Source organism: Spirillospora sp. NPDC049024 (assembly GCF_040649235.1).
Lineage (GTDB): Bacteria > Actinomycetota > Actinomycetes > Streptosporangiales > Streptosporangiaceae > Spirillospora.
Window position 1 is genome coordinate 34,935 of record NZ_JBEZFD010000004.1, and the last position, 15,777, is coordinate 50,711.

At 68.3% G+C, this 15,777-nt stretch carries 15 protein-coding genes and 1 pseudogene; 8 read left to right on the forward strand and 8 right to left on the reverse strand.

Annotated features, from left to right (window positions below):
- Positions 1-131: 131 nt before the first annotated feature.
- Positions 132-302, reverse strand: coding sequence for a VOC family protein (locus AB0C21_RS08255; protein ID WP_500203356.1), 171 nt, complete (start codon positions 300-302; stop codon positions 132-134).
- A 99-nt stretch (positions 303-401) separates the two neighbouring features.
- Here AB0C21_RS08255 and AB0C21_RS08260 point away from each other — a divergent pair, with 99 nt between their 5' ends.
- Positions 402-1,001: an SUKH-4 family immunity protein gene (locus AB0C21_RS08260; protein WP_500203357.1), complete on the forward strand. Its 600-nt coding sequence runs from the start codon at positions 402-404 to the stop codon at positions 999-1,001.
- 41 nt (positions 1,002-1,042) lie between these two features.
- On the opposite strand, the gene AB0C21_RS08265 is transcribed toward AB0C21_RS08260, so the two are convergent.
- Positions 1,043-1,219, reverse strand: coding sequence for a hypothetical protein (locus AB0C21_RS08265; RefSeq protein ID WP_500203358.1), 177 nt, complete (start codon positions 1,217-1,219; stop codon positions 1,043-1,045).
- Between the two features lie 81 nt (positions 1,220-1,300).
- On the opposite strand from AB0C21_RS08265, the pseudogene AB0C21_RS08270 reads away from it, so the two are divergent.
- Together AB0C21_RS08270 and AB0C21_RS08275 are read left to right on the forward strand one after the other, a co-directional pair.
- A pseudogene (locus AB0C21_RS08270) lies at positions 1,301-1,534 on the forward strand (nSTAND1 domain-containing NTPase); the annotation flags it as partial.
- 413 nt (positions 1,535-1,947) lie between these two features.
- Positions 1,948-3,144 carry an MFS transporter gene (locus AB0C21_RS08275; protein WP_500203359.1) on the forward strand — a complete coding sequence of 399 codons (1,197 nt, stop codon included), beginning with the start codon at positions 1,948-1,950 and terminating at the stop codon, positions 3,142-3,144.
- Here AB0C21_RS08275 and AB0C21_RS08280 read toward each other — a convergent pair.
- Together AB0C21_RS08280 and AB0C21_RS08285 are read right to left on the reverse strand one after the other, a co-directional pair.
- On the reverse strand, positions 3,031-3,876 hold the full coding sequence (locus AB0C21_RS08280) for an AraC family transcriptional regulator (RefSeq protein WP_500203360.1): 846 nt from the start codon (positions 3,874-3,876) through the stop codon (positions 3,031-3,033). The genes AB0C21_RS08275 and AB0C21_RS08280 overlap by 114 nt on opposite strands.
- 467 nt (positions 3,877-4,343) lie before the next feature.
- Positions 4,344-5,078, reverse strand: a complete 735-nt coding sequence (locus tag AB0C21_RS08285) for an SMI1/KNR4 family protein (protein WP_500203361.1) — start codon at positions 5,076-5,078, stop codon at positions 4,344-4,346.
- Positions 5,079-5,586: 508 nt separating this feature from the next.
- Here AB0C21_RS08285 and AB0C21_RS08290 point away from each other — a divergent pair.
- Both AB0C21_RS08290 and AB0C21_RS08295 read left to right on the forward strand, forming a co-directional pair.
- A complete protein-coding gene (locus tag AB0C21_RS08290; RefSeq protein WP_500203362.1) occupies positions 5,587-6,936 on the forward strand; it encodes a pentapeptide repeat-containing protein in 1,350 nt (449 codons plus the stop codon).
- A gap of 446 nt (positions 6,937-7,382) precedes the next feature.
- Positions 7,383-8,582 (forward strand): glycoside hydrolase family 6 protein, encoded by a 1,200-nt coding sequence (locus tag AB0C21_RS08295; RefSeq protein WP_500203363.1) that lies wholly within the window; start codon positions 7,383-7,385, stop codon positions 8,580-8,582.
- Positions 8,583-8,872: 290 nt separating this feature from the next.
- Here the strand turns inward: AB0C21_RS08295 and AB0C21_RS08300 are convergent, their stop codons facing one another.
- On the reverse strand, positions 8,873-9,334 hold the full coding sequence (locus tag AB0C21_RS08300; RefSeq protein ID WP_500203364.1) for a hypothetical protein: 462 nt from the start codon (positions 9,332-9,334) through the stop codon (positions 8,873-8,875).
- Positions 9,335-9,418: 84 nt separating this feature from the next.
- Here AB0C21_RS08300 and AB0C21_RS08305 point away from each other — a divergent pair, with 84 nt between their 5' ends.
- Positions 9,419-10,087 carry a peptide chain release factor-like protein gene (locus AB0C21_RS08305; protein ID WP_500203365.1) on the forward strand — a complete coding sequence of 223 codons (669 nt, stop codon included), beginning with the start codon at positions 9,419-9,421 and terminating at the stop codon, positions 10,085-10,087.
- 57 nt (positions 10,088-10,144) lie between these two features.
- Here AB0C21_RS08305 and AB0C21_RS08310 read toward each other — a convergent pair whose 3' ends face one another.
- A complete protein-coding gene (locus AB0C21_RS08310; protein WP_500203366.1) occupies positions 10,145-11,107 on the reverse strand; it encodes a hypothetical protein in 963 nt (320 codons plus the stop codon).
- A 176-nt stretch (positions 11,108-11,283) separates the two neighbouring features.
- On the opposite strand from AB0C21_RS08310, the gene AB0C21_RS08315 reads away from it, so the two are divergent.
- On the forward strand, positions 11,284-11,877 hold the full coding sequence (locus AB0C21_RS08315) for an ASCH domain-containing protein (RefSeq protein ID WP_500203367.1): 594 nt from the start codon (positions 11,284-11,286) through the stop codon (positions 11,875-11,877).
- Positions 11,878-11,902: 25 nt separating this feature from the next.
- On the opposite strand, the gene AB0C21_RS08320 is transcribed toward AB0C21_RS08315, so the two are convergent.
- Positions 11,903-12,643 carry a hypothetical protein gene (locus tag AB0C21_RS08320; protein ID WP_500203368.1) on the reverse strand — a complete coding sequence of 247 codons (741 nt, stop codon included), beginning with the start codon at positions 12,641-12,643 and terminating at the stop codon, positions 11,903-11,905.
- Positions 12,644-13,057: 414 nt separating this feature from the next.
- Here AB0C21_RS08320 and AB0C21_RS08325 point away from each other — a divergent pair, with 414 nt between their 5' ends.
- Complete coding sequence (locus tag AB0C21_RS08325; protein WP_500203369.1) at positions 13,058-14,182, forward strand: DUF7639 domain-containing protein; 1,125 nt, start codon at positions 13,058-13,060, stop codon at positions 14,180-14,182.
- A 137-nt stretch (positions 14,183-14,319) separates the two neighbouring features.
- On the opposite strand, the gene AB0C21_RS08330 is transcribed toward AB0C21_RS08325, so the two are convergent.
- Positions 14,320-15,762, reverse strand: coding sequence for a non-reducing end alpha-L-arabinofuranosidase family hydrolase (locus AB0C21_RS08330; protein ID WP_500203370.1), 1,443 nt, complete (start codon positions 15,760-15,762; stop codon positions 14,320-14,322).
- Between the last annotated feature and the right edge of the window lie 15 nt (positions 15,763-15,777).

Here is a 15,777-nt window from a genome sequence, read left to right on the forward strand (position 1 = left end):
CAGGTACAGCAGGCGAGCACTGAAAGGAGGCCGTGAGCACCCCAGCCTTGCGCAAGGAGCGCAGCATCGACATCTTCGACCATGAGAACGACCTCGGCCGCCGGGCCGGGCGCGGTCCGGCTGTTGGTCAACTAGTCGGCGCGACGCTGCTCGTACAACGCGAACCTGGTGACCCCGGTGGCGAACTCCGCATAGCCAGCGTCCTCGAACTTGGACGCGAGCCCCACCACGTCCCGGTAGAAGACGATCGAGGCGGCAAGGTCGCGAACATATAGGATGACATAGCCAAGGCTGGGCGCCACGTCGTCCTTGGTACCCAAGGACGACGGCTGTGCGACCTGGGACAGCCGTAACGCTCACTCTTCTGCCCGCAGTCCGCTGGCTCTGCCGATGGTCGGATGATGGCAACTGCAGGTTGGTACCCGAACCCGTACCTGGATGGCCTCAATGGTGTGCCTGCTGGTGATCTCCCGGTTCCTCCTGCGTATGACACGCTTACCTCCTGGGCCGGCGCGGGGCGGGTAGTGCGTGCCGCCGAATCCGACGTGGCGACCTGGCGGATTCCCGAGCCGCAGAAGGCGGCTCTGGTCTCCTGTGGCGTACCGCTGATCGATGATCTGGTGGGCGCGGTGTCGTTCGACGCGGAGCCGACGATGTGCTGGTTGGCGCGCATCGACGACGACGTACTCGACATGGCCTGGAAGTACGGCGCCGTGCCGGGGCGTGGCGAAGTGCTGCAAGTAGGGTCGTCAGACGGTGGTACGAGGTTCGTCAACTCGACGATCAACCATTGGCTGTGTTCGCTGCACCTGGTCGGCAGCTGGCTCACCGGCTCGACCGTCATCGGCCACTGGGACGAGGACGAACGTGCCGAAGAGGAGGCATTGGCGGAACTCGCCGACCTGTCGGAGCAGATCAGGGCGCTCGACCCGCCCGCCTTTGGGAATGGCGACCACGAAACGCACCTCTGGCCCGCGGTGCTGGACCGATGGCTCTACTGATCGACGTAGGGATCCTCTTCTGCTGCAGCGACGGCCAGAGGTCAGCCGCGCTCACCCGTGGACATCTCCTTTGCGAGGTCATCGAGGATCCAGCGCAGCGCGGATACGGCGTTCGAGTACCTCAAATACCTTGGGTTCTGGTTCGATCTGGGCTCGCACTCCTCACGCATCCGCCTGAGTTCATCGATCATGCTCTGCAGTCGCTCAAGGTCAGCCATAACCAGGATCCTCGCTGACCGAATCGCTCCGGGCAACGCCCGCTCATACAGCCGAGCCGGAACTCTCCCGGGCCGCCTGCGGTGAGCCGGATACCAATCGGCAACAGAAGCCGCCCTGGCAACTACGGTGAGTACTCATTTGGAGAGTGGTCACCTTGGACGCATTTAGCGGTTGGTGAGCACAAGGTGCAGGACGAGCGACGCGTCCTCACCGCATTCGTGGAGGCCCGGCTACTGGTCACCGACGTGTGGGAGGGAACGCCCATCGCGCAGGTCGCGCATGAGGCGCTGTTCCGCCAGTGGGCGCCGCTGCACCGAGAGGTTGAGTCGCCACCGCTGGTGACGACACGACGATCCGTATCTGGAGGCCGCCGCCGGCACCCTCCACGCCCTGATCACCAGGACACCGTCCACGACCTCGCCTGGACCGGCATTGAAGGCGACACGATGCTGCTCTCCTGCTCCAGCGACCGCACGATCGGCCTGTGGAGGCTGTCACCTGGTGCCATCTCCGGCGAACGGATTCCCAGCAGCGACATTCGTGAGGCCGTGACCTGGTGTCCCGGCTCGGACACCTTCGCAACCGCAGGGCACGACCGCACCATCGTCATCCCCCGCGGCGACCACGACTCCACCGAGAGCCTGGCCGGTCGCAGACCGGTCAGACGGTCAACTGTGCGCGTCACGCGATCAACTGCGGCGGGGCGGAGGAGGCGAGGCTGGAAGGCATGTCAACGCCTCAGTCCTCGCCGCCGTCCGCAGACACTTCGCCGCCCGAGTCCTCGGCACGGTCCGGCGGCTCGACGAACTGGTCACCGATCGTCGCGCTCGCTGCCGGGATCGCGGTGCTCGTCGGTAGCGAGTTCCTGCCGGCGAGCGTGCTGCCCACGATGGCCGGCGACCTCGGGGTCAGCGAGGGCACCGCCGGTCTGGCGGTCGCGGCGACCGCGGTCGCGGGCGCGGTCACCGCCCCCAGCATCGCGGTGCTGCTGCCGCGGACCGACCGGCGCACGGTCCTGACCGGGCTGCTGGTCGCGGCGGCCGTCTCGAACCTGGCGGTGGCGGTCGCCCCCGGTTTCGCCGTCCTGCTCCTCGGCCGGCTCGTCCTCGGCGTCGCCATCGCCGGGTACTGGTCGTTCGCGTTCGGCGCCGGGACCCGCGCCGTGCCGGGACGCGACAGCGTGGTCTCAACGTCCATCGCGCTGGGCGTCACCCTCGCGACGATCGGCGGCGTCCCGTTGGCGTCCCTGCTCGGCGACGCGGTCGGCTGGCGGTTGGTGTTCGGCGTCGCGGCGGCACTCGGCGTCGCCGCTGCCCTGGCCGTGGCCCTGACGTTGCCGCCGGTCCCCCCTCACCCGGCCGCCGGAATGGCGATGCTGCGGGCGGCGGTCGCCAACCGGTGGCTGATGGCCGGGGTGCTGGGCGTGGTCCTGGTCGCGTTCGGCAACTTCGCCGCCTACCCCTATATCCGGGTCGCGATCGAGGACATCGACGCGGGCGCCACGGTATGGCTGCTGCTGGCCTGGGGCGTGGGCGGGTTGGCGGGCAACCTCGCCGCCGGGCGGTTCGCGGGACGGCTGCGCACTGTGGTCGCCGCGGCCCCGCTGCTGCTGGCCGGCGGCCTGCTGGTCACCGCGACCGCGCCGTCCCTGCCGGTGCTGGCCGCGGGGGTCGTCGTGTGGGGCGTGGCCTTCAACATGGTCCCGGTCGCCACCCAGCTATGGGTGACCCGCGTCGAGCCCGAACGCGCCGAGTCGGCCCTGTCGTTGCAGGTCACCGCGTTCCAGGTGGCGATCACGCTCGGGTCGGCGTCAGGAGGCGCGCTCCTGGACGCCCGCGGCGTGCAGGCGGCCTTCCTGCTCGGCACGGGGTTCGCCGCGGCGGCCGGGCTGCTTTTCGCCGCGCTGCGCGTCCCGCGCGGGTGACGGCTCCCGCCAGGCCTGCGGCGCGACACCGTGGTGGGACGAGAACGCCCGGCTGAAGGCGGCGGTGGAGCCGTACCCGACGGCGGACGCGATGTACTCCACCGGACGCGAGGGGTCCGCGAGCAGCCGGCGCGCCTCCCGCATCCGGATCTCCCGGAGCACCTCGGCGGGTCCGCGGCCGAGTGCGCGGCGGAACCGCTCGCCCAGGGCGGAACGCGACAGGTGGACGAGGCGGGCCATTCCCTCGACGGTCCACGGCTCGGCCGGGCGGGCGGTCACGGCGGCCACCACCGCGGTGACGGCCTCGTCCGGAGGTCCGGAGTCGCCGCCCTGGTCCTCCTGCCAGGAGGTGGTCATCGCCGCGCCGATCAGGTTGCCGTAGCTGGCGGCGAACAGGGTCGGTCGGCACGCGCGTTCGAGCGGGCACTGCGTGACGAGCGCCATGACGCCGCCGTGCCGGGTGCCGAAGCCGCGGACCACCAACGGGCTGGGCAGCCGACGGACCGGGACGGCCATGCGCAGGTCCGCTACAACCAAGGCCGACTCCTCGTGCCGCTCCGACGCGGTGATCCGGTGAGCGGTGCGGGCGTCGATGAGGACGGCGTCCCCCTCGGCGAGCGACTGCTCCTCGAACGCCACCTCAAGCGTGAGCTCGCCCGCCAGCACCAGCGCCCACAGCGGGGCCGGCGGTTCGGTGAGCACCGCGCCCGCCGGCAGCTGGACATGGTCCATGCCTGACATCTCCCACGCCGGTCCCGGGGAGGAGGTGCCGACGTCGTCTGCCCGTGAGATATCCACGATGTTCGCCACGTGAGCTGAAGCAGACACAAGACGGCGGCCTATTCCCGCGCGCCCCGGATGGCGGCCCTCGACGGAGTGCTTGTCCTGGACGAGTCCGTACTTCTTGATCAGGTCCCCGAACCGTGTGGAGACCCACTGGGGACGTAGGCGTTCCCATCCTCATGGGTGAAGACCCGCCCGGAGTCCACCCACCCCTCGGGGCCGACAGTGGATCTTTCGCACTCCTGAGCGGCGCGCCAAGCGTCTCTGCGCCCTGGAGGTCGATGTCCGCCCAGGCAGGCCCCCCGACCGCGGTCGTGGGTGAGCATGAGTCGGAGAACTCGAGCCGCCCGCTACGATCGCGTGCTCATGCCGATGACAGGGCGCACTCGGCCGTGAGGACAGCTGTGCGGGGGGCGTCATGTCGAGTACGGACTGCGACGTTGAACGTCCTGGAGCCATGCGGGACGCATCCCCCATGAGTCCGTCGGCGTGCTGCCCCATTCACAGGCCGGTCCGAGGTGACCGATCTCCAGAGTCGAGTTATCAGGATCAGCAGCGTACAGTTCCAGATCCTCGGCGTAGCGGACAAGCAACTGCGTCCAGGACGGAGCCAGCACGTCCCATGAGGCGCATTCGACGTCAACACGAACCACTTGTCCGGGCGTTCCCCCAGGGGCCGGATCAAAGTCGAGCAGCCACTGCACGTCGCCATTCATGTCGCCGACGACCACAGCGCCGGGCGAACCGATGATCGGCCGTACCGGCCCGTTCAGCCAGAGCATCTTCGTGTCGACCAGGTAAGCCCAGACTTGAGGATCGTCCCAGTCCGGCTCCGGATGATAGTTGTCGCGCCACATCCGGGTCATCTCGATGATCTCGTTGGTGTCGCAGAGGCAAGTCAGCGGTACCGGGCTGGGCTCAGGGGGCAGCAGTGTCGCGCCGGGGCCGGTTCCGTTGTGAATGCGGAGACTGGCGCGGAAATCCTGGGGCAGTGGTGTGGCCAAGTCGGCCTCCACCGCATCGATTGCCTGTACCGCGGCCTGCGCATTGAGCTGCCGCAGGGAAGCCGGCAGGACGCGACTCAAGCCGGCCTCGATCCGCGCCCACGCCTCGGCAACGCGTTTGTCGACGTCGGCTCCAGTGTCAGTCACGACGCAGACTCTAGACATCGCCACCGCAGCCGCACCACCTCATCTGCCGCTGGTTGCTCGCTGGTGCTGGCAAGCGGTGCAAGCCAGGGACCGGAGACCGGGTGCCACCACGGTCCTATCGGGAGGAACGGTGACTGCCCGCCATTCTCTCGGCACCGGACGTGTTCGGCGGTCCATGCGTACGGCGCGCCCCGCCTACCCTTGATCCCGGACAGTTCCACGTGCTCGATCGGTTTTGTGCGAGGCGTTTGGACTTGACCGCCGAGTTCAGGGCGCCCCGACCATACGCTGACCGCTCAACGCGCCGAGACCAGCCAGGGAGTTTACACACCCCGCAGACGAGCATGAGATGCGGAGACTGCCTCCTTTCTCGATGGTGCACGCAAATGCGCAAATGATGGTTCTGGTCTGTCGGAAATGGGCGGTACCGCTAGGAGCGTCCGACTGACTGAGGGCCGCATTGGCTCGGGGCCTGGATGCGTGGCGCGTCCCGTGATAGAGAGCGAGTATGGCGCTGCCTCGCCCGTTCAACACCGAGATCTATGTCCACCCGGACATTGCCGGCCTTGATATCGCCCGGCTGGCCGCTCGCCTACCTGATTGGGCGGGACGGCAATCCACTGAACCGGCCGACCGGTCTGCCGCCGAGGCGGCGATCCGCGGGTTGTATGAACTGGTCGGCGCGCCGCAGGCTCAGCTGGTGTGGATCGACTCACCCCGCGGGGATCCCGATTGGAACTGGAGTGAGCTCGGCGCGCCAGAGCCCCAGGCGATCGCGGCCGCCCACGGTGTGCCGGATCCGGGGGAGTTCCTCCTGACCCTGCTCAGCGGTCATCAAGGCAAGAAGGGTGGATGGTTTTTCCGAAAACGACGCCGGGAGGTGTGGAATCACAGGCTGGCGCTGTGGAAAGAACTCATCCAGTCCTGCGGTGGCTGGTGGCCCTTCGAGAAAGTATGCCTGGTGTGCGAGCGTCCCACCCAGATCCGTCTCGCCACCTCGCCAAGGCTCGGGGAAGACCCCCTGGTGCTGCACTGCCGCACAGGTCCGGCGCTACGCTACCGCGACGGTTTCCATCTGTATGCGCTGCACGGAAGGGTCGTCCCCGAAGACGCCATCACCGTCGAGCGGACAGGGAAAAGTCGACCGTCCGGTTCACCGGAGAACCTGGCGGAACTGATCGATGACAGCAGTGCCGAGGCCGTCGCCCAACTCGTCGGCAAGGACTTGCGTGGGGCCGACCTGCGGGGCGTCCGGTTCCCCGAGGGCACCGACCTCAGAGGCGCCGACCTCAGCGGAGCCGATCTGCGCCATGCCGATCTCTCCTGGGCCGAACCGGCCCGGACCGCGAGCGCGGGAGCCCAGTTCACCGGCGCCAAACTCATCGGCGCGGATCTACGCGACGCCGACTTCGGCATCGTCGGCGATTTCATCGGTGCCGACCTCACCGATGCCGACCTGACCGGTGCCTATCTCGGCGGCGCCCCCGAGGTCGGCGCCTGGTGCTTCAATGGCGCCAGGCTCGTACGGGCCAAGTTCATCGGCGCCCACCTGGTGGGAGCCGTTTTCACCGGCGCCGACCTCACCGGGACGGATTTCACTGGCGCCCTCCTGCACTACAATTCCGGATCGATTGACCCACGCTGCGTGCTGGCGCAATTCGCTCAGTGCACCTGGGACTCCACGACGAGATGGCCGAACGCCGAGTTGGCCGAGGCCGTCCGCAGGGAATCCGACCCGATCGACCAGGACACCTTTCGAGTACACGAAGAGCCACCAACCCCATCCGCACACCAGGAACCCCTCCCGCAACCACGCCCCCTTCCGGAGGGTGACCCTTTCTTCGACTTCGGTCGCTAATTGGCAGTCGCTCGACTATGAATGAGTTCCTGCGCGGCGTTCAGTCGACCTGTTGCCCACGGAGGCGATATCAGCTGAAGCGGATTCGCCAGCGGCTTGTCCACCGTCATGGCGTCGTTCGATGACGTTCTCGTCGGTGTTTCTGGTGTGGGGCGGTCTGGTGGCCCGTCTGTCGCGGCGGGTAGGCGGGCACGGTCACTGACGGCCGCTGAACGCCTTGACGCGGGTAGGGGTTGGGCTTTCGACGCCGACGCGCTGGCAGCGCCACCGCGCAGGGACGATCGGACGATCGTCGGGATGTTGGGTCTTGACGGATCTTTGGAGCCTGCTCAGACTCCTTCATGGGAGCGCTCCCACGTTTAGCCTCACTCGTCCCGCATGGCCTGATACGTCAGCGGTTCTCATGGGTGCGCCTCCTCCACCACCCCGAGAGTCTGGAGTACCGGATGAGACGAGGCATCGGGATCCTCGCCGCCGCCACGACGAGCATCGTCGCGCTCTTCGCCCCGCCGGCGCAGGCGTTGGGGCACGACGATCCGCTGGCCGGGAAGGCCAGGTTCTACGTCGAGCCCACGACAAACGCCGGACGACAGGCTGACATTTGGGCGGCCGCGGGACGCAATGCCGACGCGGCGCACATGCGGGCCCTGTCCAAGGTCTCGCAGGCGATCTGGTTCACCGGCGGCACCCCCGCCGAGGTGCGGACGGCGGTGCGGCAGACGATGGTCAGGGCCGCCAGGCAGCACGCCGTTCCGGTGCTGGTCGCGTACTACGTACCGGGCCGGGACTGCTCGCAGTACTCGGCGGGTGGCGCGCCGAGCGAGGCGGCCTACCGCGCCTGGATCGACGCCTTCGCCAAGGGGATCGGCGGCGGCCGGGCCGTAGTGATCGTCGAGCCCGACGGGCTGGCGCTGCTGCCCAGCGAGCCGTGGTGCAACGAGGGCGGTGGAGGCACCACCGGAACACCGGAGGATCCCGCCCGGGTCGACGAACGCTTCCGCGAGATCAACTACGCGATCGACGCACTGCAGCGGCTGCCGCGCACCGGCGTCTACGTGGACTCCGGCCACTCGGACTGGCAGCCGCTCAACGACTACGACGCCGGATACGGCGAACCGCGCGCCCAGCTCGGCATGGCCGGCCGCCTGCTCAAGGGCGGCATCGCCAAGGCCGACGGCTTCGCGCTGAACGTCTCCAACTACCGCAGCACCGACGAGTTGGTCTCGTACGGCACCAGGCTGTCCAAGTGCCTGCGCTTCCGCCAGGAGACGGGCGCGACCACCTGCTCCGACACCGACCTGGCCACCGTCCCCGACGATCCGCGCGGGCTCGCACACTTCGTCCTGGACACCAGCCGCAACGGTCAGGGACCGTGGACGCCTCCGGCGGACAAGTACAGCGACCCCCAGGTCTGGTGCAACCCGCCGGGCCGCGGCCTGGGCGCCCGGCCGTCGACCCGCACCGGCGATCCCCTGGTCGACGCCTTCCTCTGGATCAAGCGTCCCGGCGAATCCGACGGCCAGTGCACCCGCGGCACCGCCGGCCCGGAGGACCCCGAGTACGGCGTGGTCGATCCGGCGGCCGGTGCCTGGTGGCCCGAGTACGCCTTGGGCCTCGCCCAGCAGGCCGCACCTCCCCTCCACTGACCGGCCCGAACCGGACACGACGCCCCACCCCCGTCACCGCCCAAACCACGCCCCGGGCTCTGATCCCCTTCGGATCAGAGCCCGCTCAGCTCCCGGCCCGCGCCGCGAGAACTCCGCCCCGCGCGATCTTGAACGGAGTCCCTGCCGCATTCCGGATGTCCGTTCTTCCCGGTCTGGTGTGCATGGGATGTCGGCGAGTGCTCTCGCTCCCGAGCGAAGCCGGGTGTTGACCTCGCCGCTTGCTTACCCTGCGCGTTGGCCGCGCCGGTTGCGGTGGTCCGCGAACGAGATCACGTCGGTCGCGGCGGATGGTGTCGGCTGCGGTCGGCAAGGGCGACCGCAGGCACCGCATCTGCCGCTGCCTGGGATACCTCGAGAAGTACCGAGGTAAAGGTGTCGGCGGTGGACGTGTGGCGGCCGTGGCCGAGCGTCTCGCTGATCACTTCCATGTTGACGTCGTCGAACAGGGCGAGTGTCGTGGCTCCGTGCCGGAGGTCGTTGAAGCGGATCTTCGGCAGAGGCTCACCTCCGGTCGCCGCCTCGACACCGCGGTCTTCCTGGGGCCACCGAGTGGTGCCGGAGGTCCGATGGCGGCGCCCTGGTCCCCAGGCCGTAACCCGCTTGGCGGCAGGGCGGGCGTGTGAGAACGTGGGAATCGTGATCAGCACGACGAAGACGCAGCGCTCGGCCGCTTCCGGCGGCGGGCGTGTTGTCGTGCTCGCTCCTGGGCGTCGATGAGCTTTGCGCCGCATCGCGGCGCTCCTCTGTGCTCTCGACTCATCGGCTTTCCCTTTTTCGCCGGTTCGCCACCGGTGCTCATGCCCAGGAGCCTTGCCATGTGCGTTGTAGAAATTCGTCCCGGTGAAGGCGGCGCCGACGCGCTCGCCTTCGCCACCGAACTGGCCGATACCATCGCGGCTTGGGCCGCCCGCCGGGGCTGGTCCGTCGACCTTTCCGCGGCCGAGCCGGGCCGCACCATCGTGATGACCTTGGACGGGGTCGCCGAGGCGGAACTCGCCTGGTTGTCGGGTACCCATCGCCTGCAGCACGAGCCCCGCAACGACAGGCGCGGCCGCCGACACACCTCCACCGCGACCGTCGCGGTGATGCCTCGGCAGACCCGTCCCATCGGACCGCTCGTCCGGGACGAGGACCTGCGCGTGCAGACCATGCGGGGACGTGGACGCGGCGGCCAGCGCAAGAACAAGGTGGAGACCGCCGTCCGGCTCCAACACCTGCCCACCGGCATAGTCATCACCCGGACCACGGGCCGGTCCCAGGCCGCCAACCTCGCCTCCGCCCGCACCGACCTGGAAGACCGGCTTCGGCTCATGGCCGCGCGGCAGGCGCGGCAGGACGCCGATCACCTGCGCCGAACCCAGGTCCGGTCCGAGCGATCGGCCAAGGCCTTCACGCACAACGCCCAGCGCGGAGAGGTCGTCGACCACACCACCGGCCGGCGGTGGTCCCTGCGCGCCTGGCGCCAAGGGCGCCTTGAGCGGTAACAGGGCTGGAGGCGGTCAGGCTCAAGGCCGTCGGGGTCGGCCTTGCGCGGTTGCTGATCAGTCGGCTGTGGCTAGGCAGCCGTGTTCTGTGGGTAGGCCTTCGCAGCGTTGTGCCCAGTCGCGGAGGTCGCGGGCGAACCTGGTCGACAGGCGGTCGAGGTAGCCGTCCGGATTGTGGCTCCTGCTCCGGGCGGCCTCCTGCAACTCGCTCAGCATGACCTGCTGGGTGCCCTGCATGAAGTCCTTGTAGCCGAGGTCGTTGAGCCTGCCGATCAATGAGTCGATGAGCTTGCCGATGCAACCCCGTACACGGTCGTCGGAATCGTCACGCCAGATGCCGTACAGACGGACGGCGACCGCGCGCAGGGCGCTCTCGTTGGTCGGTCCGGCCAGTGTCATGTTCACCAGCGCCTCGACCAGCAGCAGCTTGGCCCGCGGGCTGAGTTTCGGCATCCAGCAGCCCTCCACCGCACTCGGCCAGTGCAGGGACTGGCAGGGGTTGAGGCGGGTCGAGTGGCGGCACAGCAGTTCGGCGGCGATGAGCTGGGCGTTGGACGATGGCGAGCGCAGTGCCGCGTCGATGACGAGCACGGCGGTCTCGTGGGAGACACGTGGGTTCTCGGGGTCCCACAGGTCGACCAGCAGGGTCACGGCCAGATCGGCGTTGTCGAGCTTGGTGAGCGCGAGGAGCCCGGAGGCCAGCGCGGTCGGATCGGATGGGGTCCCGTCAGTGGGAGCGATGAGCTGGCCCGCGCGCATCGCCGAGTCCAGTTTGAGTTGGCGGCTCTGTTCGGCTCGCTCTGTTTGCAGCCGGTGCTCGGTCTGGCGGTTCACCATGAGACCGATCAGCGATACCGACGCGGTCACCAGAACGCCTATGAACGTGAGCACGGCCGCGAGTCGCGCGGCCTCGCCGTCCCCCAGGTGGAGCGGGCCGAGCAGCAGCCCCGCGGGCAGGACGGCCATCACCGACAACACGGTGGCCGCGAAGAAGACGATCTTCTTGTCGTCCTTGCCCATGTCGATCTCCTCGCGGTCCGGAGGACCATCGTGGCGCGTCCCCCATGGCGGCGGCCACGCTCAGGCCTCAACCGGACACGTTGCCTCTTCGACGGGTCGGCGGGGATCTTGTGGCCCTTCTCAGGGCTTCCGCAGATGATTGAGGAAGGAGAGGCGTAGCACCCGGGGAGGCAAGGATGCTGTTTCGGCGGGAGGTTCTCGAGGGGATCGCGGGTGGGCGGATCGATCGGGTGTTCCGGGTGTGGGGCAAGCCTCCGGTCCGGGCGGGGAGCACCCAGCGGACCTGGGCGGGGATCATCGTCATCGACTCGGTCACGGCCGTCGCCCCCGAGGAGATCACGGAGGAGGACGCCCTCCGTTCGGGGTTTGACGGCCGTGCGGCGCTGCTCACCGCCCTGTCCAAGAGCCGCAAGGAGGGCGGCTACCACCGCGTCATGCTCCATCTGGGCGGGCCCGACCCCCGAGCGGAGCTGGCCGCGGACGACGACCTGACCGACCAGGAACTGGCCGACCTCAAAGCTTCCCTGGACGCCATCGACGCGCGCAGCCGCCGCGGCCCCTGGACCCGCGAGGTCCTCCGCCTCATCGAGGAAAACCCCGGACTGCGCGCCATGGACCTGGCCGAACACCTGGGCCGCGACAGACTCCCTTTCAAGGCCGACGTCCGCCGCCTCAAAGCCCTCGGCCTCACCGAAAGCCTGGAGACCGGTTACCGCCTTTCCCCGCGCGGCAAGGCCCTCATGGCCTACCTGCAGTCCCTGAGTGGATGATCTGGTCGGGCGCTGCCCGGCGGTGTCATGGTTCGGCTGGGACGTCGCTGAGGTCGAGCCGGTACCAGTCCGCGGAAGTGAGGATGTGCAGGTCGGGGCCGCGGCCGATGACGCGCGCTTCCTTGGGAAGTCTGTGCCCGTTCGGGAGGACGACTCGGTGTTCTCCGGTGCTCCGCATTTGGTCGTCGGTCAGCCGGCCTGCGATCAGGCGGTCGCGGTCAGGGCCGTATCCGCCGTACAGGGCGATGCGTGAGCCGTCGGTGATGAGCGCATGTGCGGCCTCGCCGTCGCCGTCCCAGCCGGTGAGTTCTCCATCGTGGACGCGGACGATGGGGAAGTGCGTGTAGTAACACGTCCAGGCGGTGTCCGCGTCGACGTTGAGCGCATAGCAGTCACTGATCGCGCCCCATGGGTTGTCCGGGGGGTACGGGAACCGCCTGTCGATCTCCAGGTCCGGGGAAAAGCGTGCGAGCCCGCAGGAGCCGATCGGTGCCGGGCCGTCGGGCCCGCCCCAGCCGTAGTTGCCGTAGACGCCTTCGTCGAAGTAGCCCACCCAGACGTGGCCGGTGCCGGTGGTGAAGACGTGCTCGATGCCGTCCCGGAGGGTTTCGGCGGCCAGTGCGGTCCCGTCGGCGGAGTAGATGATCGCATTGCGGTCCGGACCGTCCTGGCGCCATCGGGCCCTGGCGCCCACGGCCAGAACCCGTCCGTCCGGCAGCGGCTGGACGGACGGGTGCGCGAGCGGGAAGTCGCCGATCGTGATCACGTTGGTCAGCGCCGGCGAGTGCAGGGCACGCGAGCGGTCACCGGGCGAGGGGGCCGAGGGTCCGGGAAGACGGCCCAGCCCGGCTGCGTCGTCGTCGACCTCATGGCCTGGACGTCGGCGGCGGGCGACCACAGTGCAATGAACTCACCACTGGGGCCGATCGAGGCCTTCACCAGTGCATCGCCGACCTGGGCCCCGGCGATGCGAGCGTGGTGACGTACGGGAAGGGGCGTCGTGCGCCCCGCAGACCGCCGCTTGCGCTGCTGCTTCACGCCGTCACTTCATCACTGCGGACGGGGTAGGACCACCGAATATTCCGCATACACCCTAAATCTCCTTTCATGCCGCTGACCACGCCACTCTCCCGATGCATGCGTGTTTGTCGCGGTACTGATCGAGGGTTAGCTTGTGCGAATGGTGTGGAGGAGGCCGACCTATCGGCTCGTGGATGGGGAGCGGGTCGACGGGGTGTGGTGCCACGTCTGGGTCAACGGCCATTCCGGCTACTACGTGGACGATCTGTTCGCCTACGCTGACGGCTTGCTCAGGTGCGGAGAGACGTTCGACCTGCGCGGACTACGGCAGAGGCTCGAGTCCGGAAAGATCGTTCTGCATGATCCTGAGCGTCCGGTGTCCGAGCAGCCTGCGCCGACGCCGCGGTGGTCAGCACGCTACCCGGAGCCGTTGAGGAACCAGGGCTTCCTGGGCGAGGTCGCTGACGAGATCGAAGCGTTGAACGGTCGGCCGACCACCTCCGACCGGTGCTGGGACGCGATCAGGCGGTACCAGTCCGATCCATCCGAGGACAACCGCGTGCAGATCCGCGAGGCGTACTTGGCGATCCCGGCGCACCGGCGGGTGTTCGTGCTCGGCGACATGGACCGGCAGGACATTCCGCTGCGGCAGTTGGTCACCGATATCGGCGAACCGGTCTGCGGGGACGGGCCGATCGCCACCGCGGAGATGCACTCCAAGGTTCTGAAGTACTTCAACGCCGGCGATCAAGGCCTGCAGCGTGAGCGCGAGCACCGGGACGTCCTGCATGCCGACGATCCCCTAGAGGTCGGAGCCGCCACGATCACTCTGCACGAGCGGGCCGACCCGCCCACCGAGCCGCCGGAACGACTGGACCTGGGGGCACTCCGCAACGAGTTTCCGGCTCCGTTCACCTACGCCGGCCAGACCTATTCCACGATCATCCACGGGTACTGGGCGCGTGCAGTGGCAGCCCGCTCAGATCACGACCGCATCCGGGACGCGGCCACCGTCCGCGAAGCCCGCGAGACCGGCGGCCGGTGCACATTGCGACCGGACTGGGCAGCGGCCAGGGCTGCCGCAATGGCCGATCTGCTGCGCGCCAAGTTCACCCAGCACCCCGGCATCGCCGAGATCCTGCTGTCCACCGCCGACGCACGGATCAGCTACACCGGCGTCTCCGAGTCGCCCTTCTGGACCGATCGCGGTCCCCTCGAAGGACGCAACTGGGTCGGTCGATTGCTCGAACTGATCCGGGCTGAACTCCTCCAGCCACGCGAGTAGCGCTTTCTGACGAGGGGACTCGTTCAGCCGGGGCCGGGCTGCGAGCGGCCGAGGCTAGGGGCGGGCTGTTGGCGGTGGGCTGGGCGGGCTCGGGTTTTTGTCGAGCCCGCCCAGCCCAGGGCGCACGGGGGTCGTTGTCAGTGCTGGAGGGTCAGGAGGCCTGGGCGGTAGGGGAGGAGGCCGTAGTCGCCGCCGGAGTTGGGGCTGCGGCCCTGGTAGAGCAGTTGCAGGTTGCAGGGGTCGACGGTGAAGGTCTGGTCGGCGCTGGTGCGGATCAGTTCGCCGTGGCTGATGTCGTTGGTCCAGGTGGCGCCGCTGTTGGCCTTGCCGGCGAAGGGGTTGCTCTCGCTTGCGGCCTGCGGGGTCCACGAACCGTTCAGGCTGGTGGACGTGAAGGAGCGGAAGTAGCGGCCCTGCGAGCCGATCGCCTCGACGAGCATGAGGTAGCGGTTCTGGCCCTGGAGCTTGTAGACCTGGACGGCCTCGAACAGGTTGTTGGTCGAATCGCTCATGACCACTGTCGAGGACGTGCCGAAACTGCCCGGGAAGTTCCCGATCGGCATACTGGCTCGATAGATCTTGCCATTGTCACCGGCGAAGAAGAGGTACATGTTCGTGCCGTCGCCGATGAGCGTCTGGTCGATGGGTCCCGTTCCGGAGCCGGTGATGCTTCCGGAGAAGAGCACCTGCTGTGATGACCAGCCATTGGGGTTGGTCGGGTCGGTGGACGTGCGGTAGGAGAAGGCGGTCCCGCCCCACTGGTAGGCGAGCACCCAGATGTTCTTCGGGGCGAAGTAGAAGAGCGTGGGCGCGACGGTGGCATTCGACATCGTGTTCTGGCTGGCCGAGGCCATCTCCGACCAGTTGCCGAACAGGCCGAAGTTCATCGAGCCCCACCTGGTCCCCGTGTCGTGCGTCGTCGCGTAGACGAGGTGCTTGCCGTTGTAGGGGGCGACGGTGAAGTCCTTGAGCGAGACCCATCCTGACTTGGGCTGGGCGAGCGCTCCCGTTGATGTCCAGTGGTATGTCGACGGGAGATCGCATCCCGGAGTGGTGTCGCCGCTGACGGGGACGAGCTGCCATTGCTGGTTGTCGCCGCCCCAGTCGTCGTACTGGACGATGTTCGCGTTGTCGGCGGTGGAGCCGCCCTGCACTTCGAGGGCCTTGTTGCTGTGGCGCGAGACGAACCGCACGTAGCCGCCGGAGCTGTCGGCGAGCCGCCACTGCTGGTTGGTGCCGTTCAGGTCGGCCCACTGGACGATCGGGCCGCCGTTGGCGGTGGAGAAGTTGTAAACGTCCAGCACCTTCCCGGAGTGGCGGGACTTGATGCGGTAGTAGCCGCCTCCGGAGTCGACGAACTGCCACTGCTGCTGGTTCTGATCGTTCCTGGTCCACTGGGTGATGCGGGCGCCGTCGTTGGTCGCGAGGTTGTAGACGTCCAGGGCCTTGCCGCTGTTGCGGTTGACCAGGACGTACCACTTGTTCACATCCACTGTCGCGGCCTGCGCGGGCTGGATGTACGTCACGGACAGGAGCACCGAGAGCAGGAGCGATGCCAGCACCGCACCGGTCCTTAACATGACCTTCTTCCTTTC

Bases quoted from the DNA above. Each gene is read 5' to 3' on its own strand.
- AB0C21_RS08260 (WP_500203357.1), top strand. From the start codon at position 402: ATGGCAACTGCAGGTTGGTACCCGAACCCGTACCTGGATGGCCTCAAT.
- AB0C21_RS08265 (WP_500203358.1), bottom strand. From the start codon at position 1,219: ATGGCTGACCTTGAGCGACTGCAGAGCATGATCGATGAACTCAGGCGG.
- AB0C21_RS08275 (WP_500203359.1), top strand. From the start codon at position 1,948: ATGTCAACGCCTCAGTCCTCGCCGCCGTCCGCAGACACTTCGCCGCCC.
- AB0C21_RS08280 (WP_500203360.1), bottom strand. From the start codon at position 3,876: ATGGACCATGTCCAGCTGCCGGCGGGCGCGGTGCTCACCGAACCGCCG.
- AB0C21_RS08290 (WP_500203362.1), top strand. From the start codon at position 5,587: ATGGCGCTGCCTCGCCCGTTCAACACCGAGATCTATGTCCACCCGGAC.
- AB0C21_RS08295 (WP_500203363.1), top strand. From the start codon at position 7,383: ATGAGACGAGGCATCGGGATCCTCGCCGCCGCCACGACGAGCATCGTC.
- AB0C21_RS08300 (WP_500203364.1), bottom strand. From the start codon at position 9,334: ATGCGGCGCAAAGCTCATCGACGCCCAGGAGCGAGCACGACAACACGC.
- AB0C21_RS08305 (WP_500203365.1), top strand. From the start codon at position 9,419: ATGTGCGTTGTAGAAATTCGTCCCGGTGAAGGCGGCGCCGACGCGCTC.
- AB0C21_RS08310 (WP_500203366.1), bottom strand. From the start codon at position 11,107: ATGGGCAAGGACGACAAGAAGATCGTCTTCTTCGCGGCCACCGTGTTG.
- AB0C21_RS08315 (WP_500203367.1), top strand. From the start codon at position 11,284: ATGCTGTTTCGGCGGGAGGTTCTCGAGGGGATCGCGGGTGGGCGGATC.
- AB0C21_RS08325 (WP_500203369.1), top strand. From the start codon at position 13,058: ATGGTGTGGAGGAGGCCGACCTATCGGCTCGTGGATGGGGAGCGGGTC.
- AB0C21_RS08330 (WP_500203370.1), bottom strand. From the start codon at position 15,762: ATGTTAAGGACCGGTGCGGTGCTGGCATCGCTCCTGCTCTCGGTGCTC.